The following is a 23,286-nucleotide window of genomic DNA, read 5'->3' as shown; positions in this document are numbered from 1 at the left end:
CTTAACTCAATTTAACTCAAATTTTGCCCAAATGGGGGCATGATCTGAAGGTTTTTCCATACTTCTGATGTCATAGTCAATGCCAGTTTCACCACAGCAGGCAAACAATGAACTTGATGCTAAAATCAAATCAATACGCAAACCTCGGTTATCAACAAAACCCTTTGAACGGTAATCAAACCAAGAAAATTGATCAGTAATTTCTGGATTTTGTTGACGATAAGTATCGATTAATCCCCAGGATTTTAATTTATCCATCCATTCGCGTTCTTCAGGTAAAAAAGAGCATTTGCCCGCACTTAACCAACGTTTTCTATTCATTTCACCAATGCCAATATCATGATCCGTGGGGCTAATATTCATATCTCCCATAATAATAATATGGGATTGAGGTGAAAGATTATTTTGTATATAAAGTTGCAAGTCTTGGTAAAATTTTGCTTTTGCTGCAAATTTTGTTGGATGATCACGGCATTCTCCTTGTGGGAAATAACCGTTTATTATGGTAATTATTCCTTTTTTTGTCTCAATATCGGCCATAATAATACGGCGCTGGGCATCAATATCGTCGCCAGGAAATCCTTTTTGAATAGTGATTGGTTTTTGTTTACAAAATAGTGCGACACCATAATGTGCTTTTTGTCCATGATAGCAGATGTGATAGCCTAATTGATTAAGTTGCTCTAAAGGGAATGCGCTATCATCAACTTTGGTCTCCTGTAAGCCAATGACATCAGGTTGGTGTTTTTCGATGATAGCTTCAAGTTGGTGGATGCGCGCTCTTAGGCTATTAATGTTAAATGAGACAAATTTCATTATAATCGGTTACCTAATTTAAATATATTTATCCAAATATTTTATCAGATTGAATATATAAATGTAACCCATTAGATAAAACATTTTCTTTTATTTATTAATGAGTTATTTTATATATATATATATTACCTAGTGTGAATGACTATTAAAAAATTAAAAAAAATATATATTTTTAAAAAAATAATTAATTTTATTCAAATTAATAAACTATAATTAAAAATGCACTATATGAAAATTTGTTTTTTGTCCGGAAATAATAGTCAGATGTAATGATGTCGTTTGCTAAAAATCAATTTATGAAATTAATTATCGAGGTTTAATTATTTTTCTTTAAATTATTAGTCTAAGTGCTTTTATCTTAACGAGCTGTAAAAAGGTATTCTTTTGAATTTCTGGGTCAGCTATAAATTATTAAATAGAATTTTAAATTATTTCTATTTGATATTTAAGATTGAAGTGGAGTAATCATTATGTTTTTCTCAAGAAAATTAGAAGCTTTTATGGCGGTTGTTGAACAAGGTTCATTATGTAAAGCGGCAAGAATATTGCACCGCACGGCACCCCCTGTAGCAAAATCAATTAAAGACTTTGAAGCTGTATTAGGTAAGACATTGTTTAAAAGAAAAAAATCCGGCATGACTCTAACAAAAGAGGGGCAAGAGCTTTATAATGATTTAAAAAATTTATATTTGCAGGAAAAAGAAATTACTAAAAGATATGTTAGTAATGAATTTCGTAATGTAGTTAATATTTATTATGATTGGGGTAAAGATCATCACTTGATAAAACTTTATCAAACAGCGGGTATTAATAAAATACCAATAAATGTTTTAAAATTTGATTATGATAAGGTAAATGAAATATCAGATTATGATGGCAATATTTTAATTTTAAGCTCAGAAAAAATTGTAAGTGAACGTTTTATTTTGTTAAAAAAATCACAAAAAGAAGCCATTGGTATTTGCTGTCGTAAACAACTTTACGATCATGCCGAAAAGAATCTCTTAAAGTTATTGAATCAATTTCCTTGGCTATGTGATCCTGTTTTATATAAAAGTCAATTTATTCGAGATATAGAATCAAAAGCGACGCTAGGGACAAATAGAATCAATATTAGGTGGATGGAAAACAGTGGTTTTTGTGATGGATTAATACAAAATGGTGACTATATCGGTTTAACCGATAAATTACCTGAAGCCTGCCAATCAACACCTGACATTATTTTTTTACCGTTAGACGAGCTCAGCATGACAAATAGTTGTTATTTTTATAAATCTAAAGCACACGGTAGTATTTTGAATCGGTTTATTGATGCGATTGAAAAAATAAATTAATCAATAGGTAAAATATTTGATTGGGAAAAATTACTATGGACTTGATGTTAGTAACAGCAAGGTTTATAGCATGTAAGTTTATAACAGTAAATAGATATCGCATTGACTTTATCCATTTTGACATCATAACTAATTGATATTTAAGTTATTATTCAGGTGTATTATTTTGAGCATTTGTTCTTTAGGTAAGTCTTGAATGTAATAAAGGTGTTCGTTTTTTAACATAGTTAATAATAAATAATTATCTATGATAAAAAATAATTAAATAAATTATTTAATGAAACATGAAATTTAATAAAATAATTATGATTATGTAAAGGTAATATTATGTGCTTTGTATAATAATTACCTTTAAAAAATAAGTCAGTTTTTATTAAATAGAGGATAAATTAAAGAATAATAGTGCGATTGCCATGAACAAAAACACGTTGTGCTAATACCCAATATAAAGCATGACTTAAGACATTTTTTTCAACGTCTCTACCTGCTCGCATCATGTCCTCGGGAGTATAACTATGATCAACGTTAATCACATTTTGGGTGATAATTGGGCCTTCATCAAGATCATTATTGACAAAATGAGCCGTTGCACCAATGATTTTGACCCCACGTTGATAAGCTTGATGATAAGGTTTTGCACCTATAAAAGCTGGTAAGAAAGAGTGATGGATATTAATAATTTTATTGGGGTAATGTTGAACAAAATCAGGTGTAAGTACGCGCATATATTTCGCTAAAACCACATAATCAGGATTATAGTGGTCAATTTGTTGTTTTAATAAATGATCATGTTGTTCACGCGTTAAATTTTCATGGCTAACGTAGTGAAAAGGGATATTAAATTGTTCAACCAGTGTTCTTAGTGTCTCGTGGTTACCAATTACTGCGGCAATTTCAACATCAAGACCGCCATAGACACTTTTCATTAATAGATCACCTAAACAGTGTGCTTCTTTGGTTACCATAATAACTATACGTCGTTGATTTGAGGTACTTAATTCGCGTTTAGATCCTAATGGTAAAGCATCGTCGAGATCGGCTAATAATATATTATCGTTAAAAATACCTTCAAGTTCAGTGCGCATAAAAAAACAGTTCGTATGGTGATCAACAAATTCATTATTTTGAATAATATTTAATTGATGTTTATAACAAATATTTGTGATTTTAGCGATTAACCCTTTTGCGTCAGGGCAGATGGTACGAAGAATTTTTTTTTGAGTGTTCTGGTGCATGAATAATATTTTCCTTAAAATTTTTTGTTACAAATATCGCAAAATAACAAACTTTAAACTTATTACCATAAAATGTCGTAATTTTGACGCTTTTAGACCAGTTATGGCAATGTTTTTTTCAAAATTTCATTAAAAATATTTAAAAAAAAGTCTTTGTATTATTGTTACTCACATTTTTATCATTTCGAATATTGATTAATTAAGAGCAAACAGGCGCTATAATAGATAATTATCAGTTATTTATGATTAATTAATCTGAAAACTTTAACAAAGAATCATTTTTATCTTTATATTCACTTTTAATTGAGTAAATAATGTTACTTACCAGTGACTAAATCATCCTCAATGCTTTTTGATTATTCATCTATTTTGTTTGCTGATATGAATTTTAGATATTGATAATAAAGTAATAAATAGTTTTTTAGTTGCCAGATACAGGATGAACAAACATAAGATAATTTTGATTTACAATAGAGATTATTTTGATTAAAGAAAAAAGGAACAAAATTAAGAAAGTAATTTCTAATTATAATAACTGTATAAAAGTAACCAATTGATTCCAATAAGTGAAAAAATAATTATATATTTCAATACAAAAAAATATATAACTTTAAGTGTAAATCCGTAAAATATTTGTTCTATCATAAGTACTATTTTCTAAAAAGATAATATCGTCAATGGCATTTTATGTAATGTAAGGCTGGCATATGAAAGGGAAGAAAATATTAATTGTAGAAGATGAGGTGGTTTTTCGTTCCGTACTGAGAAATTACCTTAAATCATTTGATGTGATTACTTATACAGCCAGTAATGGGCAGGAGGCGTTAGATATTATTAATGCTGTTGAGCATCTTGATTTGATTTTATGTGATTTAAGTATGCCTGTGATGAGTGGTGAGACTTTAATGCAGAAACTGGTAGAAATGAAGTGTGAAATTCCAGTTATTGTTATTTCAGGAACAAATAGAATCAGTGATTTGGATAGAATGCTTCGACTTGGCGTAAAAGATGCTTTATTAAAACCGATTGTTGATTTTGATGACGTTAAAGAAACGATCACACGTAATTTGTATCCAGATATTGTAGAAACAACTACTCGCTTATCTGCTGAGCTTTCTCATATTCAGCAAATGATACAGCACGAAAAACATGATATTTTGCCAGTTTTACTTGAGCTGCAGCCCAAAGTAAATCAAACATTGGCAAATTATAAAATTAATTATCGGCAACTAAAAGATATTAATAAAATTGGATTATTATTTGATTTAGCAGAACTTTCTGATAAACAAATAGGCTTTTATTGCCTTGATATTGAGTATTCTTCGGGTGATGGAGTTATGGCTGCATTATTACTTAGAGTCGCATTTAATGAATTATTGCAAACGTATCTTAATAGCCAATCAAACAGATTGTTTAATATTAGTGAAATGCTCGAGCAAATAAATACTTTATTAATGGATTTAGGTATTAAAGGACAATTCCCAATTTTATTAGGTTATTTTCATACTGAAAGCAAAACAATTGTGTTAGCTTCAGCAGGACTTAATGTAAAATTAAAAACAGAGAACAAAGAAGTTAAATTATCATCAAGTGCACCATTAGGTAGTTTACAACCAATGACTTATCAACAAATAATGGAAAAGGGCACGGATTGGCAATGTAAAATATGGAATCATAAACATCGAATGACGTTAATGTTTAATTCATTGGTAGAAATATTATAATTAGTTACTTTCGCTGGATTGTTAACCTAGGCCAATTTTCTCTAGTTTGCTATTTATTTGGTACATTTTACTGCTATACTCGCCACATAAGTTGTTGAAAATCTATTTGTCTCATTTCCATAGCATATTGTATATAGGTAACTTGGAAGAAAAAATGCAACTAAAAAAAGCGGAAAAAAAAGTTAGCAAAGCAGTTATTCCTGTCGCTGGATTAGGAACTCGTATGTTACCGGCAACGAAAGCAATCCCTAAAGAAATGTTGCCTTTGGCGGATAAACCACTTATTCAGTATGTTGTGAATGAGTGTATATCTGCTGGTATTAATGAAATTATTTTAGTCACTCATTCTTCAAAGAATTCAATAGAAAACCATTTTGATACTAGTTTTGAATTAGAAGCGATTTTGGAAAAGCGTGTCAAACGGCAATTATTAAATGATGTGCAATCCATATGTCCAAGTCATGTCACAATTATGCAAACGAGGCAAGGTATTGCAAAAGGGCTTGGGCATGCCATTTTGTGTGCCAAACCATTGGTAGGAGAGGGGCCTTTTGCAGTAGTTTTACCTGACGTAATTATTGATCAATATTCCTCTGATTTGAAACAATATAATTTGACTGCGATGCTGAAACGTTATCATGAAACGTCAGCCAGCCAAATTCTTGTTGAGCCGGTACCAAAAGAATCTGTATCTAATTATGGTGTTGTGGATTGTAATAGTTATGAATTAAAACCCGGTGAAAGCAAAATGATTAAAGGTGTTGTTGAAAAACCTAAAACTGAAGAGGCGCCATCAAATCTATCTATTGTTGGTCGTTATGTATTGTCAGAGAAAATTTGGTCTTTATTAGAAAAAACACCAGCGGGTGCAGGTGATGAAATTCAGTTAACTGATGCGATTGAAATGTTAATAGAAAGTGAACCCGTTGAGGCTTACCATTTACACGGTAAGAGTCATGATTGCGGTAATAAAATGGGTTATGTAAAAGCATTTGTTGAATATAGTATGCGGCATGAATCCTTAGGTGACGAATTTTCTGCATGGATAAAAAAAATATCTTAGATTGCTAATTATCAATCAATTTGGCTTAAATAAATAAAAAGTCTATATGGTTTTTTTATAAAAATATTGTCTGTTTGTTATTATAAATTTATTTTAACAAGTTTTATTTATGCATGAAATTAAAATGAGATTTATCGATTTTATAAGCAGGATAGCATGTTGTATAAATGGAGATATTACATCTATTTCAAATAATAATAATTTGATTTTTGCTGTTAATATATTGTTTAGGCAATTGGTTAAATTTTCTTACGTAAGTGAGCGAATTTTTATCAATAATATTTACACTAACACTGATCATAATTATGATAAAAAAGTATAGTAATTATATTTAATTGATTTAACATGCATCAGATTAGCTGTTTATTCTTTTGTTTATAAGGTAATCTGTTTATTATTTCTATAGTAAATTTTTTCATAATGAATAGAATGAAATTTAACAACCTGGCTAATAAAATAAATATAGAGTAGTCTAATAATGAACATTGAATGCATGAGTTTCTGACAATAAAAATCAACGATACTATTTCTTGTGGGAATAATTTGGAATGTTTAGATGACAAAAATTTACATAACATGATGTATTGTTTATAACAAAATATTTATATTAATCGAAGTTGTACATTTTGATATTGTTATCTTTATTAAGTCAAAGATATACGTTAGCTATTTGTGAAAAGTGACTTGTAGGTAAATGTATTTAAGCGTTATTAATGTTATCTTATCAAGCAGGGATTTTTGCTCTTTGATATTTATTAGACTTTATTAAGGCCGGTTATTTATTGTATGACAAATGTTAATAATATGTGTAATAAAAATACCCTTTATATAAAGGGTATTTTTAAAGTAGAGAAAGAACATTTAGATTAAAAAATCGTCTAATTTTTTACCTTTTTGTTCCATTGCTTTTTTAATGACTGCTGGTGTACGACCTTGACCGGTCCAAGTTTTAATTTCACCATTTTCATCTTTATATTGATATTTAGCTGGTCTTGCAGCACGTTTAGTACGGCTAGATGTTTTTGCCGGAGCCTTTGCAGTTACTAGATCATCTAGACTGAGTCCTTCTCCTTCAAGTAATTTAATATATTTTGCAATTTTTTGACTATGAACTTCTAATTGTGCTCTTTCTTGTTTTTCATATTCGATTCGTTCTTCAACAACGGTCTTGAATTTATCGAATATTTCTTGCAATATTTCTAACGACAATTCTCTTGCTATAGCGCGTAAGGTACGAATGTTATTTAATGATTTAAAATATTTCAATGAATCGCTCATTATCCTGGTCTCGAATTAAAATGAATGTTGGCTGATGTCTACTAATAATAGAATGCTATTTTATTTTCTGCAATAGTGAAGTTACAAAATAAGGTTAAATTTATTGTTTTTTTAAACTTAAACTTCTTTGCAAAAGCAATATATGCTTTTACTGGAAAATATTATATATCTTATATTAGATACCGAGCATACTTAAAAATCTATACGAAAATGATAGTATTGCTTTTATATTTGAATTTCATTCATATGTAAAGACGATGTTTTTTATTTTTATTCAACTTTATGGTATGTAACATAAACTAAATTTTAACTTAATATGTGTAAAAGAGTTTGCTTATTAAGCTTTTGTTGAGTTATTACTACTAGGTATCTAAGTTTTATGATGAATGTTAGCTATTAATAATCTTTTCTTATCACATACTTTGTTAAAATAAAGCTGTTGTTTGTAGAAAATGGCATTTAAAACATAGTGACTTTTTCATAACTATAAACATTACTAAAAAATCTGTTATGTTAGTTATCAATATTTATAATCAAATGAAATGAAGAATAATGTTTGATAATGTATGTGGTAAACTTTCAAAATGTTTGTCTAAATAGCTAAGAGGAAAGGGCTAATGGCTCAGCTTTATTTCTATTATTCAGCAATGAATGCGGGTAAATCAACTTCACTACTTCAGTCTTCATACAATTATAATGAACGGGGGATGAATACCCTTATTTTCACCGCTGAGATTGATACCCGATTTGTTCAAGGTAAAGTAACATCCCGAATTGGTTTAGTTGCAGATGCAATATTATTTTCGCAACAGACAGATATGGGGAGATTAATAAAAGAAAAAAATAGCTATCAAAAAATTCATTGTGTACTCGTTGATGAGTGTCAGTTTTTAACTAAAGAACAAGTTACTCAGCTTTGTGAAATTGTTGATTATACCAACATACCGGTTCTGTGTTATGGATTAAGAACAGATTTTCGTGGTGAGTTATTTATTGGCAGTCACTATCTGTTAGCTTGGGCAGATAAGCTTATCGAACTAAAAACTATTTGTTATTGTGGGCGTAAAGCAAGTAGGGTTTTGCGATTAGATGATAATGGACTTGCTGTCTATCAAGGAGAGCAGATTGAAATTGGTGGCAATGAGAAATATATTTCAGTTTGTCGTAGACATTATGTGGATGCAATTAAGCACACTAAATGTATTGAGGCGGGTGAAAAACCTTTTTCAGTTGTTCCATTTAAATAACTTTTGACTTCCTTTATTCACTTATTATTCTTAAAAGAAAATTAATTACCTATAATAACTATTTTTATTTTAAATTATTTTCAAATAAGGATTGATAAAATATTTTGAGATTAAAAAAGCACCGAATATATTTTCAGTGCTAATTATTAAATAAATGGTTACAAATAAAATGTTTATTAAATAGATTCTTTTACTCGATGACTTTTTTCCTCAGCAGGCAGAAATATATTTTTCTCTTCGGTAAAATTATTACCATAGTAAGAATCCAACATAATTTGTTTTAGTTCAGCGATCAAAGGAAAGCGCGGGTTCGCACCGGTACATTGATCATCAAAGGCATCTTCAGATAACTTATCAACCTTCGCTAAGAAATCCTTTTCTGCTACCCCAGCTTCACGAATAGATTTAGGAATGCCGAGTACAGTTTTAAGTGTTGTTAACCAATTAAGGAGTTTTTCAATTTTGTTGGCCGTACGATCACCCGGTGATGTTAGCCCTAAATGATCAGCAATTTCACCATAGCGACGACGAGCTTGAGGGCGATCATATTGGCTGAATGCTGTTTGCTTCGTTGGATTATCATTAGCGTTATAGCGAATGACATTTTCAATTAGCAGCGCATTAGCTAGGCCATGGGGTAAATGGAATTCGGAGCCTAACTTATGAGCCATTGAGTGGCAAACGCCTAAAAAGGCATTAGCGAAGGCAATTCCAGCGATGGTTGCTGCATTATGCACTCGTTCACGAGCAATCGGATCCTTTGACCCATTTAGATAACTTGCTGGTAAATATTCTTTTAACAGCGTTAAAGCTTGCAAAGCTTGTCCATCAGAGTATTCACTTGCAAGAACTGAAACATAGGCTTCTAATGAATGAACAATCGCATCGAGTCCACCAAATGCAGTAAGTGATTTAGGCATATGCATGACCAGATTTGCATCAACAATTGCCATATTTGGCGTAATTGCATAATCAGCTAAAGGATATTTTTGGCCGGTAGCATCATCAGTAACAACAGCAAAGGGTGTGACTTCAGAGCCCGTACCTGATGTAGTGGTGATAGCAACCATTTTGGCTTTAACACCCATTTTAGGAAACTTATGAATCCGTTTGCGAATATCCATAAAACGTAAAGCAAGCTCTTCAAAATGGGTTTCAGGATGTTCATACATTACCCACATGATTTTAGCTGCATCCATAGGAGACCCGCCACCTAATGCGATAATCACATCTGGTTTAAAGGTATGCATTAAAGCGGCACCTTTACGAACAATGCTCAGCGTTGGATCAGCTTCAACTTCAAAAAAGACTTCAGTTTCTACATTATAAGCTTTTAATACTTTAACGACTTCATCAACATAACCATTATTGAATAAGTAACTGTCAGTAACAATAAAAGCCCGCTTAGCCCCGTCAGTAGCAATTTCTTCCAGCGCTATTGGTAGGCAACCACGACGAAAATAGATAGAATTAGGAAGTTTATGCCACAACATATTTTCTGCTCTTTTCGCTACCGTTTTAGTATTAATTAGGTGCTTAGGTCCCACGTTTTCAGAAATAGAATTTCCACCCCAGGAGCCGCATCCTAATGTTAATGAAGGAGCTAATTTAAAATTATAAAGATCACCAATCCCACCTTGAGATGCCGGAGTATTAATTAAGATGCGTGCGGTTTTCATTTTTTCGCCGAAATAATTAACTCGTTCAGTTTGATTGTCCTGATCGGTATAAAGACAAGAAGTATGACCGATACCTCCCATCTCAACCAATTTTTCTGCCTTTCCAACGGCATCAGCAAAATCTTTACTATGGTACATGGCAAGTAATGGCGAGAGTTTTTCGTGGGCAAAGGGTTCACTCTCATCTGTGGCTTTTACTTCCCCGATTAAAATTTTAGTGTTTAGGGGTACTTTTATGCCGGCTAGTTCAGCAATTTTTACCGCAGGTTGACCAACAATAGCGGCATTTAAATTACCATTTTTTAAAATAATGTTTTGTACCGCTTTAAGCTCTTTACCTTTTAATAAGTAGCCGCCATGAGTGACAAAACGTTCGCGTACTTGATTGTAAATTTCGTCCACAATGATAACAGATTGCTCTGAGGCGCAAATAACACCATTATCAAAAGTTTTTGACATTAAAATTGAAGCAACTGCACGTTTAATATCGGCAGAGCTGTCAATAACTACAGGTGTATTACCCGCACCTACGCCGATGGCAGGTTTTCCTGAGCTATAAGCTGCTTTCACCATGCCCGGGCCACCGGTTGCTAAGATAAGATTAACATCGGGGTGATGCATTAATGCATTTGAAAGTTCGACGGAGGGTTCATCAATCCAGCCAATGATATCTTTTGGTGCACCTGCAGCAATAGCGGCTTGTAAAACAATTTTGGCGGCGTTGTTAGTAGCTTTCTTAGCACGAGGGTGGGGAGAAAAAATAATACCGTTGCGCGTTTTTAGACTAATTAAAGATTTAAAAATGGCTGTTGAAGTAGGATTAGTTGTTGGAACAATGCCACAAATTAAGCCAATAGGTTCAGCGATTGTTATAGTTCCAAAAGTAAGATCTTCTGACAGGACGCCACAAGTTTTCTCATCTTTATAGGCATTGTAAATATATTCTGAAGCAAAATGATTTTTAATCACTTTATCCTCTATAATTCCCATACCTGATTCTTCAACTGCTAATTTTGCTAAAGGAATGCGAGAATCAGCAGCTGCAAGAGCAGCAGCACGAAAAATTTTATCAACTTGAGCCTGGGTAAAATTAGCAAATTCTTGTTGCGCTTTTTTGACACGCGCAACAAGTTCATTGAGTTCAGTAACATTAGTTACAGACATAATGGTTACTCCTAATAAATGTTAAATTTTTTTAGTCAATTAGCCTAAATTAGGAGCAATATAATTAAATATGACGTGACATATTATATAAGTGCTGATTAATTTTTTTGTAAGCTAATTGACTTAAAAAATTCCCATTATAAAAATAAACAAAAACGCTCATTATATTTATGAGTACTCAATAGATATATAGCTTACCATTTATAAATAGCGCTAAAGTGATCTTTATCAAAAAAAGTGCATACTGAATCAATTCAGTAATAATTTATATAAGGATAATTTCAATTAGCAATATAAGTAAATAGCAAAAGTTAAGTTAGCAAAATTTCGTATAGCATCTAATTTAGAAACTTATTTTGTTATTGGATTGAGTTTTTAAATTTTAGCTAGATAAGTATGCTACGCTAAGATAAAGTGTTTTTCCTGCCTAGGCTAAACATTATTTGTTATGAATAATTAATTTTTAGCTAAGCATTAATTTTTGAGTGAGGGACACAATTGTGGTTGGTACTTTACTGGATCTTCCTAATTATATTAAGTTTTTTTTAGGTCTTTTTGCGTTAGTTAATCCGATAGGAATTTTGCCTGTATTTATTAGTATGACTAATTATCAATCTGTGACAGAAAGAAATCGAACTAATTTAGTAGCTAATTTTTCTGTGGCAATTATTTTATGTATTTCGTTATTGGTGGGTGAGGTTTTTTTAAAATTATTTGGTATTTCTATTGATTCTTTTCGTATTGCTGGCGGAATAGTCATTGCGGCCATTGCTATGTCTATGATTAGTGGTCGAATAGGTGAAGATAAGCAGAATAAACAAGAAAAATCAGAAAGCGTTATTCGTGACAGCATTGGTGTTGTTCCTTTAGCACTTCCATTAATGGCTGGGCCTGGAGCAATCAGTTCATGTATTGTCTGGTCTTCTCGCTGGCTGGGATGGCAAAATTTAGTTGGTCTATCGTTAACTTGTATCTTTTTTGCTTTGTGCTGTTGGTTACTTTTTCGCTCAGCAACAATTCTAGTTAAGTATTTAGGACAAACGGGAATTAATGTTGTTACTCGTATTATGGGATTACTATTAATGTCACTTGGAATTGAGTTTATCATCACAGGGACTAAATCAGTTTTTCCCGGATTGCTTTAAACTAACAATAACATTATAACTCAGTGATATTTATGATTTATTTATAAAATTTTCGGATATTGATTTGATATTGTTATAAAATCAAATATTAAAAATTTTATTTATCTAATAGTTGTAAATTTTATAAATTATTAATCCATGATAAATCTCATTTATATAGGTTAAAAAAACACTCGTTTGCTAAGATAGCGATATTCATTTTAGTTTATGACTAATTTGGTGATTAATGATTTAAAATTGAAACATTTTTTGTTAGTAATCAGTTTGATTATAACGCTTGTAGATGTAAGTTATGCTGGCGATTTGCACAATGAATTAATTAGCTAATTAACTGTGTGCACCATAATTTATAAAAATTAGCCTTATTTTTATAACCAAGATGTATATATGAATATCATTATCTGACTATTATGGAAAAAAATGTTATTGGTTGATTTATTGGTATTAAGTTTAATTTAACAAAAATAATTTTTTGTACCTTATCTTTTTATAAAAAATTACAATAACGGACTAAAAAAATAGCAAATACGTTCGATAACACGGTTCCATAACGGGCGTTTATTCCAATTCTTCTGAATCAAAGGCGTAGAGCGAGCAATGTAATCGTATTGAACTAATATTAAATCGTTACCAAAACTCTTATCATCAATAACAACAGTAATTTCAAAATTAAGCCAAAGGCTTCTCATGTCTAAATTAACTGAACCGATTAGGCTTAACTCACCATCAATAGATAGGCTTTTAGTGTGTAAAAGCCCATCGTTGAATTGATAAATCTTAACGCCGGCTTCTAATAATTCCGAATAGAATGCCCGGCTTGCCCAACGAACTAAAAAAGAATTATTTCGATTAGGGATGACCATTAATACTTCTACGCCTCGCATCGCTGCAGTACAAATAGCATGAATTAGATCATCACTGGGAACAAAGTAAGGGGTAGTTAGGATCAACTGCTTACGTGCAGAAAAAATAGCGGTTATTAAAGATTGCTGAATTAATTCTTCCGGAAAACCGGGGCCTGAAGCAATCACTTGGGTTGTATGACCACTTGATTGTTCAAATGGCATAATATTGGTATCGGGGGGGGGGGGAAGAATGCGTTGACCCGTTTCCATTTCCCAATCAAAGGCATAAACAATGCCAAGTGTTGTTGAGACAGGTCCTTCCATCCGGACGACGATATCTACCCATTGGCCCACACCGGCATTTTGCTTAAAAAAGCGAGGATCAACCATATTCATACTACCAACATAGGAAATATAATTATCAATAATGATTATTTTTCGATGTTGACGCAGATCCATTCGACGAAGAAAAAAACGGAACAAATTTACTTTTAATGATTCTATTAGTTCTATTCCAGCTTGTCGCATTTTTTTTGGTTGATGGCTATGAAAAAAAGACCAGCTACCGGCAGAATCAATCATAATTCGGCATTTTACACCACGTTTTGCCGCATTAATCAGGGCTTGCGTAACTTCATCAACTAATCCTCCGTCTTGCCAAATATAAAATACCATTTCGATATTATAATGGGCTGCGTTAATATCGCGTATAATAGTAGTCAAAGCGTCTTGATAATTGGTTAAAAGTTGAATTTTATTACCTTTAACGCCGCCAATTCCTTGTCTTTTTTCGCAGAGTTCAAATAAAGGTTCAGCCACTCGGCTGTTACTTTTACAAAAAATATGTTTAGATTGTTTGAGTTTTTCAAGCCAGGTTTCAACTGAAGGCCACATCCTCTTTGCTTTCATTACTCGTCGTTTGCCAAGGTGTAACTCACCAAAAGCCAGATATGCAATAACGCCAACCAGTGGAATAATATAAATAATCAATAGCCAGGTCAGGGCCGAAGTAACCGGGCGTCGTTTTAATAAAATGCGTATAGTAACCGTGGCGATCATTAGCCAGTACAGAAAAAGTAAAGCCCAGTTCAATAATATGTAGACGGTTGCCATAGGCAAAGATGTTCCTATTTTAGAGTTAGTTGAATACTCTTAATTATCTGGTTATTCACTATAGCAAAATAAAATTTGTTATGAATATTAAAAGTATGATTTTTAGCTTTCGTGAAAGTAATTTAATGTATTTTATGAATATTTTAATTATTTTTATATTTTTTTCGCTGCTTGCATGGGTAATAGTTTGTCAAATCAACTAGTCGATTATTATTTTATACCACCAATGTTAATGCTGGTTATTTTAAATGAGTAAATACATTATTGATTGGTTAATTTTTATGGCTTTCTATGTTGATATCGTTAATTAAAAATTCGATCATTGCCTAATTTTATCGACTACTAGATACTTTTTTAATCTTAGCAGACTATCCTTATTGAATATGATTGCTATTTGCATTTAGAATACAACTTATTTAATTTGCTTAATTTAAGAAAGAATTTTCTCATGCGTTGGATCCGTTCGGCATCATTTATTGGTTTATCATTATTTCTACATGCTTCGTTAGCGGTATCTTGGTTTTTATTGCAGCCTATGTTATCGGCTTCGACAGCTGAATCTATGTCAGTAGCTATGGTCACCTTGGCTGCACCTGGTAGGATTAGCCAGTCGGTGAATGTCGCTGATAATAAACCAGAAGGGGCTATAAAGCCTAAAATAGAGTCTGATGTTGAACCCAAATTGGCATTACCTGTGAAAAAGAAGGTCATACAGAAAAAGTTAATTGTTAAACAAAATTCTAAATCTAAGCAGTTAGTAGAACATCAAATTAAAAAAACCATTGTCGAACAGTCAAATCAACAACAAGCTAATATAAGCGATGTTAATGTTGGTGTTAATAACAATCAGCAGTCTAGCCAAATGGCTTCACCATCATTTGCCATAGAAGGTCCTAAGGCATTGAGAATTCAACATCCAGATTATCCTGATCGCGCTCGTAAACTCGGTAAAGAAGGCTACGTAAATGTTCTGTATGATATTGATGAAAATGGCAGAGTCGTTAATCTAGAAGTGGTTGATTCATCACCTAGAGGTATGTTCGAACGTGAAGTTAAGCGCGCGATGAATCGTTGGTATTATGAAAAAATTCCGGCTAAGGGATTAAAAAAGACATTCCTTTTTAAAATTGATGGTTCAATTAATCTTTCTTAAATTGGTTTAATTATAAAACTTGCTCAAAGGCCAAGGTAAATTGGCCTGTTAAAATCGGTCAAGAGAAAGTTGAGTTATCTGGGGTAGATAATTGGTAATGACGTTTATCTTCAGGTAAGCAACGGGGAGAGTTATCCTCATTAACGGCGACATAAGTGAAAATGGCTTCTGTAGCTCGATAGCGTTGGCCTACTGGCTCACTAGAAACTTTCTTGACCCAGACTTCAATATTGATGGTGATAGAAGTGTTACCTGTTTTAATGCAATGAGCATAACAACATATCACATCGCCGACCGAGACTGGTTTTTGGAACGTGATCCCATTGACGGCGACAGTAACAACGCGACCAAGTGCGTTTTCTTTTGCTAGAATAGCGCCGCCAATATCCATTTGTGACATTAGCCACCCGCCGAATATATCGCCGTTAGCATTTGTATCGGCGGGCATTGCTAATGTACGGAGAACTAATTCCCCTTGTGGTAATTGTTGTTGTGTCATGAAAAATTTACTTCTGTTATTTGCCACAATATACCTACTGGAAATAGGTATCCGTTATTATCATATCGATTACTTTTGTTCTTTAGGAAGATGTTTATATATATACACCATGCTAAGTATTGTAAATATTAGCGTGACCGCGGTCAAACCAAAAACTTTAAAATTGACCCAGACGTCCTGAGGGAGCCAAAAGGCAACATAAATATTAACTAACGCACAGATGGCAAAAAAGATGGCCCATGATAGATTTAATTTACACCAAATTTCATTAGCTAAATGGATCTCTTTACCCAGCATCCTTTGAATTAATGGTTTTTGGGTAAAATACTGACTGACTAATAGTGCTAATGAAAAAATAGCGTAAATAACCGTCACTTTCCATTTAATAAAAAGATCACTATGGAAAATCAAGGTCAACCCGCCAAAAATTATCACGATTACTAAAGTAATTAACGAACTTTTCGCAATTTTTTTATAGATAAGATAGATAGCCAGCATAGATAAAGCGGTTGCAACCATCAATGCGCCAGATGCGTAAAAAATATCTACTTTTTTATATACAATAAAGAAAACAATGAGAGGAATAAAATCTAATAGTTGTCTCATAAGGGCGCTTGTCCTGATCCTTTTCGAATAAATATAAATTTTTATAATTACTTGATTAATAAATTATAAAATATCATATTGCCAATTTGGGTTATATTATATTACCTTATTTGATAAAATGTTACACGGTTAATAGGCGTAAATTTTTATCAATAAAATTATCTTCTAAGCAATGAAATTCACGAATTAACCTATTGAAGCAATTAGCTTGTTATTATGAATTAAATGAAATTTGAGCCAGAATATTAGTTCGACGATAGATGATTAATTTTTTAAGTTGATAATAAAACCTTACCACGGTATCTAACGGTAAATAATAACCGTGGTATTTTTATCTGCTTAATTTGTTGTTTTTCCGATTAACATGTAGAGACGGAAAAAATAAATCAAAGTAAAAGAGGTAAGTAAATTATTTAGTGTAAAAGAGATAATATTATTTACCATACCCGGTAAAAAACGAAATTGTCCAAGTAGCATAGTAAGTAACATTTGTAATGCTAACCAAAGTAATAGAATTGATAGAATTAACCACCAATGACGAAAGGCTATTTTCCAACTTTGACTAATAGCGCGTAGTGGCATGATGTTTTTACTGGTTATTAAAATGATGGGCGATAAGGAAAAACCAATAGCTAAAATGACCCCCGGTAGTATGAATAGCATAAAACCAAAATAAATTATAATAGTGCATATAACTAGCAAAATTAACATGCTAGGTAATATACGTAACGAAAGTATAAAAGCCTGCAATGCACTGATGCTATTGCCAGTACTGAGTTCTGACAAATAAGTAACTACTGAAGAAATTAATAATATTAATCCGATAAAAACTGCAGTCAATGATAGTAATGAAACTCTCATCATTATCGCTTTTTCTTCATCGGATAGTTGGCTTACCCAGGTTAAAAGTGAAGTTGAGTCATTTTGACCACCTAGGGTTTTGACAATAGTTACCATTTCATCGATAGGTACCAGAAAATAATAGAGTATTAGACTGATGGTAGCTGAAATGAATGACAGGATAAAAAGGCCGCTCAGCTGATTTTTAAAAAAATTAAAGCTATCGCTGATAAGTGAGTTGGCCGTAATGGACATGAAAACTGCTCCTATAACTGGTTTTTATCATCACATTTTAGTTGCATATTGTAACTGACAGTGACGAGAGCGTATAGCTTTTCTATGGTAAAGCTATTGCGATATCAGTAAATTTTGTCGTTATTCTATAAGTAAGGATAAAATATTAAAAAAGAGTTATATTTATATTATAGTAATTTTGGATATAGCAATATAATTATTCAGTTAAATAATTGATATATTATAACCATTTGGTAATGAAAAGTGATTGTTTTATTATCTAGTTAGAGGGGCCAAGGGTGGTAAATTATATTTATTTCAGCCCCAATAGGGGCTGAAGGCTAAAACAATCATCGTACTTTCATCGAATCGATAACTGACTGCACACCTGCTACACCTTGTGTTACTTGCACTGCACGTTGAGCATCGGCACGCGAACTGACAAAGCCACTCAATTGCACACGTCCTTTAAAAGTTTCAACATTGATTTGCGTTGATTTCAAGTTTTTTTCTGCCAATAGTGCCGTCTTCACTTTAGTTGTAATAACCGTGTCATCGATATATCCACCAGTTCCTTCTGTTTTTGCTGTTGGAGCACAAGCAGAAAGGAATAATGCCATAAATAACACGGTATAAAGCGCTGTCATTGATTTAAGATATTTCATTATTCAATTCTCCATCAATACGAGGGTTATTTTATTTATCTTTTATGAATGCTAAATGAGTATTTTCATTGCAGTCAATATACTGATTATTGATGAAATATGGATAAATTACAAATGAATAGCTGGCACTAGTAGCGACACGTTAGTTACAATTGCTTATTAGAATCGAAAATTAGTAATTGTAAAAATAACCAGGCTATTAAGCCTTTGTCCAATAGCCTTGAAATATCTATTTGTAGGTAGCCATTTTCATCAGTGAAACAAATTGTTTTAATTTGGCCAATAATGCATCAGGTTGTTGATGATAAGTTTCAATTAATTTAACCACGGCTGAACCAGTTATTGCACCAACTACACCATTTTTGATTGCATCAGTGACTTGTTTCGCTTCAGAAATACCAAAACCCAACAGTGGCGGGGCGGCATGATAGTCTTGTAACTTGGTGAGTAACTGGCTAACAGGAATATTGGCTTTTTTTTCTGTACCGGTTACACCTGAACGCGAGAGTAAATAAGTATAACCACGACCATATAAAGCAATTTTGCGTAAAAGCTGCTCATCTGCATTAGGCGGACATATAAATATCGGTGCAATATTGTGTCGCAGTGCCGACATACGAAAGGGTTCGGACTCATTCATGGGCACATCAGCGATTAAAACGGAGTCGATGCCACTATGCTGACATTGGGCATAAAAGTTATCAATGCCATTACTAAAAACCAGATTAGCATAAACTAATAGGCCAATAGGAACCAAAGGGTGCTTTTCACGGATCTGTGATAATAGCTCAAAACAACGGGTTGGCGTAATGTTGGCATTAAGGGCGCGTAAATTGGCCTTTTGAATAGTTGGACCATCAGCTAGAGGATCAGAAAAAGGAATTCCAATCTCTAATGCATCGGCTTGTGCTTCAATTAATGTATCAATAATTTTTAGCGACATTTCGGCATTAGGATCGCCTAAGGTGATAAATGGAACGAATGCCCCCTGATTTTTATCATTTAAGTGCTTAAATAGTTGCTGATAACGCTCCATTAGATCTCTCCTTTGGTTTGCAAAATAGCATGTACAGTATAAATATCTTTGTCGCCGCGGCCTGAGAGATTAACAATTAGTAATTGTTCTTTTGCGGGGTCTGCCTTGATCATTTTTAAGGCATAAGCTAAGGCGTGTGACGATTCCAAGGCTGGAATAATACCCTCATGAGTGGATAATTTTTTAAATGCAGCTAAAGCTTCATCATCGGTAATCGAGACATAATCAGCGCGGCCAATACTATTTAAATAGGCATGCTCGGGTCCTACTGAGGGAAAATCTAGTCCAGCCGAGATCGAATAAGACTCTTTAATTTGTCCTTCATCGGTTTGTATAATAGGCGATTTCATGCCGAAGAAGATGCCAAGCCGTCCATGTTTTAACGGTGCACCATGAGAGCCAGTATCAATACCCAGACCGGCCGGTTCTACCCCAATTAAACGCACGTTTTGCTCAGGTTTAAAAGCTGTGAATAAGCCAATAGCATTAGAGCCACCACCGACACAAGCGATTACCGCATCGGGTAATCGCCCTTCTTTGGCTAAAATTTGTGCTTTAGCTTCATCACCAATCATACGTTGAAACTCTCGTACCAGCGTAGGATAGGGATGAGGACCGGCAGCGGTGCCAAGTAAATAGTGTGCTTGGTGATAGCTGCCTGACCAATCTCTCAATGCTTCATTGCAAGCATCTTTTAAGCTAGCTGAACCATTATTTACCGCAATAACTTTAGCTCCCATCAATTTCATACGAAATACATTGGGTGATTGGCGATGGATATCTTTTTCCCCCATATAAATACGACATTTTAGCCCTAATAATGCACAGGCTAGCGCTGTGGCCACGCCATGTTGCCCGGCTCCGGTTTCAGCAATAATTTCTGTTTTGCCCATCCGTTTTGCCAATAAAGCTTGGCCTAATACTTGATTAGTTTTATGGGCACCACCATGCAATAGATCTTCTCGCTTTAAATAAAGTTTAGTTTTAGTCCCAAGAGTTAAATTGCGACATAGCGTTAAGGCAGTGGGACGCCCAGCGTAATTTTGTAATAGATCGTGAAACTGTTGTTGAAACCTATTATCTTGCTGTGCTTCGATGAAAGCCTGTTCCAGTTCGTTAAGTGCGGGAATAAGAATTTCCGGCACATATTGGCCACCAAATTGGCCAAAGTAGGGATTTAATTTCTTCATTAATTTATTCCGTTAATCTAAGGATTAAATTGTTACGCTTATAAATAATCAAACAATTTTTCAAAGATAATCTGTAACTTATGGCAACTTTTTATGCCAGGCTGATGTTCAGCGCCAGAATTGAAATCAAGACCTCTACAGCCTAACGCCGCCGCTTGTTGGCAGTTGTCGGCATTAAGTCCACCGGCTAGCATAATTTGCTCAAGATGATCCAAGGGTAATTTTGACCAATCAAAGGTTTTACCAGTGCCACCTTCACCGTTATCAAGTAGATAACGATCGATATTGTTTAAGTTGAAACTGGTAGCTGGTTTGGTCATATTTACCGCTTGCCATATTTCACAATTTGGCGGTAATAACGTTCGAAGTTGTTGAATATCAGCCGCTGTTTTATCACCATGTAACTGGATGGCAAATAGGCTCAGTTTATGACTAATTTCAGTAATAAATGAGTTAGCTTGATGTTGAAAAACGCCAACATAGTTAAGAGGAGCTGCCTTTATAATGGTTTTGGCTTGCTCTAATGTTACTTTTCGTGGTGATTTATCAGCAAAGATCAAGCCACCATAAATCGCCCCGACTTGATAAGCACATTGTGCATCTTGTGGGCGAGTGAGGCCACAGACTTTATTGTCACCAATAATTAGCCGACGAATAGCTAACATTAAGTTCTCCTCGCTCATTAACGTGCTGCCGATCAAAAAGCCATCAACTTGTTTACTGAGTTGACGAATTTGTTGATGGTTATAAATACCTGATTCACTGATAACTAAAGTTTCTGCGGCTAATTGCGGGGCAAATTGTTTGGTGCGATTTAAATCAATTGACAGATCGCGAAGATCACGATTATTGATACCGACAATGTTAGCTTGTAGCCTAATCGCGCGTTTTAGCTCTTCTTCGTTACTCACTTCAGTCAGAATGCCCATCTTTAAATTATCTGCCAGTGTCGCTAAAGATAGATAGGTCTGATCATCTAATATTGATAGCATCAATAAAATAGCGTCTGCCTGGTAAAAGCGAGCTAAATAGATTTGATAGGGATCAATAATGAAGTCTTTGCACAAAATCGGTTGTGGCACAGTGTTACTAACCAGGCGTAAATAGTCAAAACTGCCGTGAAAATATTTTTCATCAGTCAACACTGATATTGCTGACGCATAATTTTGGTACTCTTTAGCAATTTGCACAGGATCAAAGTGATGACGAATAATGCCTTTTGATGGTGAAGCTTTTTTACACTCCAGAATAAATGCCGGATGATTTTGTGAAATAGCCGTGAAAAAGTCACGCTCACTGGGTTTAACTTGCGCAATAAAGCTAGCTAATGGTTGCTTTAGTTTTTTTGCCGCTAAATCGTTCACTTTATCAGCAACAATTTTTTGTAAAATAGTCGCTTGCATTAATGAAACTCCTTTCTATTTGCTAGCATGGTTAGCCGTTGATAGGCTTTGCCGCTACGAATAACTTGCAAAACAAAATCGGTATTGGTTTTTAGGTCTTCATAATTATTGAGCTTCATCAGTAATGCCACATTGGCAGCCACAGTGTTAGTATGAGCAGGCTTCCCGTTACCCTGTAACAGCGTGGTAATCAGTTGATGATTTTTTTCAACCGAACCGCCAATTAATTCTGTTGAAGAATAGCTTGGTAAGCCAAAATCTTGCGCAGTGAGTTGGTAAGTTAAAATTTCATCCTGATTTAATTCAGCGACTTGAATAGGACCATGTAATGCGACTTCGTCTATTCCGCTGCTGTGTACAACGGCTGCTCGCTTATATCCTATTAATTGCAAAGTCTTTGCAATAGGTATAATGAGCTTTGGATCATAAACACCAATAAGTGCAATTGGCGGTTTAGCTGGATTTATTAATGGGCCAAGAATATTAAAGAGGGTGCGAGTTTTTAATTGACTACGTATTGGGGCAGCATGGCGAAATCCCTGGTGATATTGTGGTGCGAATAAAAAACATATACCGACCTCATCTAAAGCACGTCGTGCAGAGCTTGGTGTCATATCGAGCGGAACGCCGAAAGAGGCCAGTAAATCAGATGAGCCAGCACGACTTGATATACTACGATTGCCATGTTTAGCAACTTTTAAACCACACTCTGCGGCGACAAAAGCACTGGCAGTGGAAATATTAATACTATTGCTGTGATCACCGCCAGTACCCACGATATCGCAGAAATCGTAATTAGGTCGAGGAAAAGGTTGCGCGTTTTCTAAACAAGCTAACGCGGCACCAACAATTTCATTCGGCTCTTCTCCACGCATTTTCATGCTAATCAATGCACCAGCTAGTTGGGACTCCGTTAATCCACCTCGAATCATAGTGCTAAAAAGTAAATGACTTTCTTGTTGAGTAAGTACTTGTGCATTAAATAATTTGTCCAAAATAAATTGCATTTTGTTGCCC

19 protein-coding genes are annotated in these 23,286 nt (G+C 33.8%); 6 read left to right on the top strand and 13 right to left on the bottom strand.

Going from position 1 to position 23,286, the window contains the following annotated elements:
* Positions 1 to 6: 6 nt before the first annotated feature.
* The gene (gene xthA / locus QE177_RS07365; protein ID WP_280548366.1) at positions 7 to 816 is read right to left on the bottom strand and encodes an exodeoxyribonuclease III; all 810 of its coding nucleotides are present in this window, start codon (positions 814 to 816) and stop codon (positions 7 to 9) included.
* A gap of 470 nt (positions 817 to 1,286) precedes the next feature.
* Between xthA and QE177_RS07360 the strand changes: the two genes are divergently transcribed.
* Positions 1,287 to 2,150: a LysR family transcriptional regulator gene (locus tag QE177_RS07360; RefSeq protein ID WP_280548364.1), complete on the top strand. Its 864-nt coding sequence runs from the start codon at positions 1,287 to 1,289 to the stop codon at positions 2,148 to 2,150.
* A gap of 389 nt (positions 2,151 to 2,539) precedes the next feature.
* Here QE177_RS07360 and purU read toward each other — a convergent pair whose 3' ends face one another.
* Entirely contained in the window at positions 2,540 to 3,385 is an 846-nt protein-coding gene (gene purU / locus QE177_RS07355; protein ID WP_280548362.1) for a formyltetrahydrofolate deformylase, read from the bottom strand.
* A 707-nt stretch (positions 3,386 to 4,092) separates the two neighbouring features.
* Between purU and rssB the strand changes: the two genes are divergently transcribed.
* Both rssB and galU read left to right on the top strand, forming a co-directional pair.
* The gene (rssB, locus tag QE177_RS07350; protein ID WP_280548359.1) at positions 4,093 to 5,109 is read left to right on the top strand and encodes a two-component system response regulator RssB; all 1,017 of its coding nucleotides are present in this window, start codon (positions 4,093 to 4,095) and stop codon (positions 5,107 to 5,109) included.
* A 154-nt stretch (positions 5,110 to 5,263) separates the two neighbouring features.
* Positions 5,264 to 6,172, top strand: coding sequence for a UTP--glucose-1-phosphate uridylyltransferase GalU (gene galU / locus QE177_RS07345; protein ID WP_280548357.1), 909 nt, complete (start codon positions 5,264 to 5,266; stop codon positions 6,170 to 6,172).
* Between the two features lie 861 nt (positions 6,173 to 7,033).
* Here the strand turns inward: galU and QE177_RS07340 are convergent.
* Positions 7,034 to 7,450, bottom strand: coding sequence for an H-NS family nucleoid-associated regulatory protein (locus QE177_RS07340; protein ID WP_026821972.1), 417 nt, complete (start codon positions 7,448 to 7,450; stop codon positions 7,034 to 7,036).
* A gap of 617 nt (positions 7,451 to 8,067) precedes the next feature.
* Between QE177_RS07340 and QE177_RS07335 the strand changes: the two genes are divergently transcribed.
* The gene (locus tag QE177_RS07335) at positions 8,068 to 8,697 is read left to right on the top strand and encodes a thymidine kinase (protein WP_280548349.1); all 630 of its coding nucleotides are present in this window, start codon (positions 8,068 to 8,070) and stop codon (positions 8,695 to 8,697) included.
* A 176-nt stretch (positions 8,698 to 8,873) separates the two neighbouring features.
* Here QE177_RS07335 and adhE read toward each other — a convergent pair whose 3' ends face one another.
* Complete coding sequence (gene adhE / locus QE177_RS07330; protein ID WP_280548347.1) at positions 8,874 to 11,540, bottom strand: bifunctional acetaldehyde-CoA/alcohol dehydrogenase; 2,667 nt, start codon at positions 11,538 to 11,540, stop codon at positions 8,874 to 8,876.
* A 500-nt stretch (positions 11,541 to 12,040) separates the two neighbouring features.
* On the opposite strand from adhE, the gene QE177_RS07325 reads away from it, so the two are divergent.
* Positions 12,041 to 12,685: a YchE family NAAT transporter gene (locus QE177_RS07325; RefSeq protein ID WP_280548345.1), complete on the top strand. Its 645-nt coding sequence runs from the start codon at positions 12,041 to 12,043 to the stop codon at positions 12,683 to 12,685.
* Between the two features lie 497 nt (positions 12,686 to 13,182).
* Here QE177_RS07325 and cls read toward each other — a convergent pair whose 3' ends face one another.
* Positions 13,183 to 14,643, bottom strand: coding sequence for a cardiolipin synthase (gene cls, locus QE177_RS07320; protein ID WP_280548343.1), 1,461 nt, complete (start codon positions 14,641 to 14,643; stop codon positions 13,183 to 13,185).
* A 448-nt stretch (positions 14,644 to 15,091) separates the two neighbouring features.
* Between cls and QE177_RS07315 the strand changes: the two genes are divergently transcribed.
* A complete protein-coding gene (locus QE177_RS07315) occupies positions 15,092 to 15,796 on the top strand; it encodes a TonB family protein (protein WP_280548341.1) in 705 nt (234 codons plus the stop codon).
* Between the two features lie 58 nt (positions 15,797 to 15,854).
* Here QE177_RS07315 and yciA read toward each other — a convergent pair whose 3' ends face one another.
* The 8 genes from yciA to trpD all read right to left on the bottom strand — a co-directional run bounded on the left by yciA (position 15,855) and on the right by trpD (position 23,276).
* The gene (yciA, locus tag QE177_RS07310) at positions 15,855 to 16,295 is read right to left on the bottom strand and encodes an acyl-CoA thioester hydrolase YciA (RefSeq protein ID WP_280548339.1); all 441 of its coding nucleotides are present in this window, start codon (positions 16,293 to 16,295) and stop codon (positions 15,855 to 15,857) included.
* A gap of 69 nt (positions 16,296 to 16,364) precedes the next feature.
* Entirely contained in the window at positions 16,365 to 16,901 is a 537-nt protein-coding gene (locus QE177_RS07305; protein ID WP_280548337.1) for a septation protein A, read from the bottom strand.
* Between the two features lie 339 nt (positions 16,902 to 17,240).
* Positions 17,241 to 17,996 (bottom strand): YciC family protein, encoded by a 756-nt coding sequence (locus QE177_RS07300; RefSeq protein WP_280548335.1) that lies wholly within the window; start codon positions 17,994 to 17,996, stop codon positions 17,241 to 17,243.
* Positions 17,997 to 18,325: 329 nt separating this feature from the next.
* Positions 18,326 to 18,640, bottom strand: coding sequence for a BON domain-containing protein (locus QE177_RS07295; RefSeq protein ID WP_280548331.1), 315 nt, complete (start codon positions 18,638 to 18,640; stop codon positions 18,326 to 18,328).
* Positions 18,641 to 18,869: 229 nt separating this feature from the next.
* Positions 18,870 to 19,676, bottom strand: coding sequence for a tryptophan synthase subunit alpha (gene trpA, locus QE177_RS07290; protein WP_280548329.1), 807 nt, complete (start codon positions 19,674 to 19,676; stop codon positions 18,870 to 18,872).
* Positions 19,676 to 20,866 carry a tryptophan synthase subunit beta gene (trpB, locus tag QE177_RS07285; protein ID WP_280548327.1) on the bottom strand — a complete coding sequence of 397 codons (1,191 nt, stop codon included), beginning with the start codon at positions 20,864 to 20,866 and terminating at the stop codon, positions 19,676 to 19,678. The genes trpA and trpB overlap by 1 nt, the downstream gene beginning before the upstream one ends.
* 38 nt (positions 20,867 to 20,904) lie before the next feature.
* Entirely contained in the window at positions 20,905 to 22,269 is a 1,365-nt protein-coding gene (gene trpCF / locus QE177_RS07280; protein ID WP_280548326.1) for a bifunctional indole-3-glycerol-phosphate synthase TrpC/phosphoribosylanthranilate isomerase TrpF, read from the bottom strand.
* Positions 22,269 to 23,276, bottom strand: coding sequence for an anthranilate phosphoribosyltransferase (gene trpD, locus QE177_RS07275; RefSeq protein ID WP_280548324.1), 1,008 nt, complete (start codon positions 23,274 to 23,276; stop codon positions 22,269 to 22,271). Before trpD ends, trpCF begins: the two co-directional genes overlap by 1 nt.
* Between the last annotated feature and the right edge of the window lie 10 nt (positions 23,277 to 23,286).

The organism is Arsenophonus sp. aPb (genome assembly GCF_029873475.1).
In the GTDB taxonomy this organism is placed as follows: domain Bacteria; phylum Pseudomonadota; class Gammaproteobacteria; order Enterobacterales; family Enterobacteriaceae; genus Arsenophonus.
The sequence above is the reverse complement of the archived record's forward strand: the minus strand, read 5'-3'. Positions and strand labels throughout refer to the sequence as shown.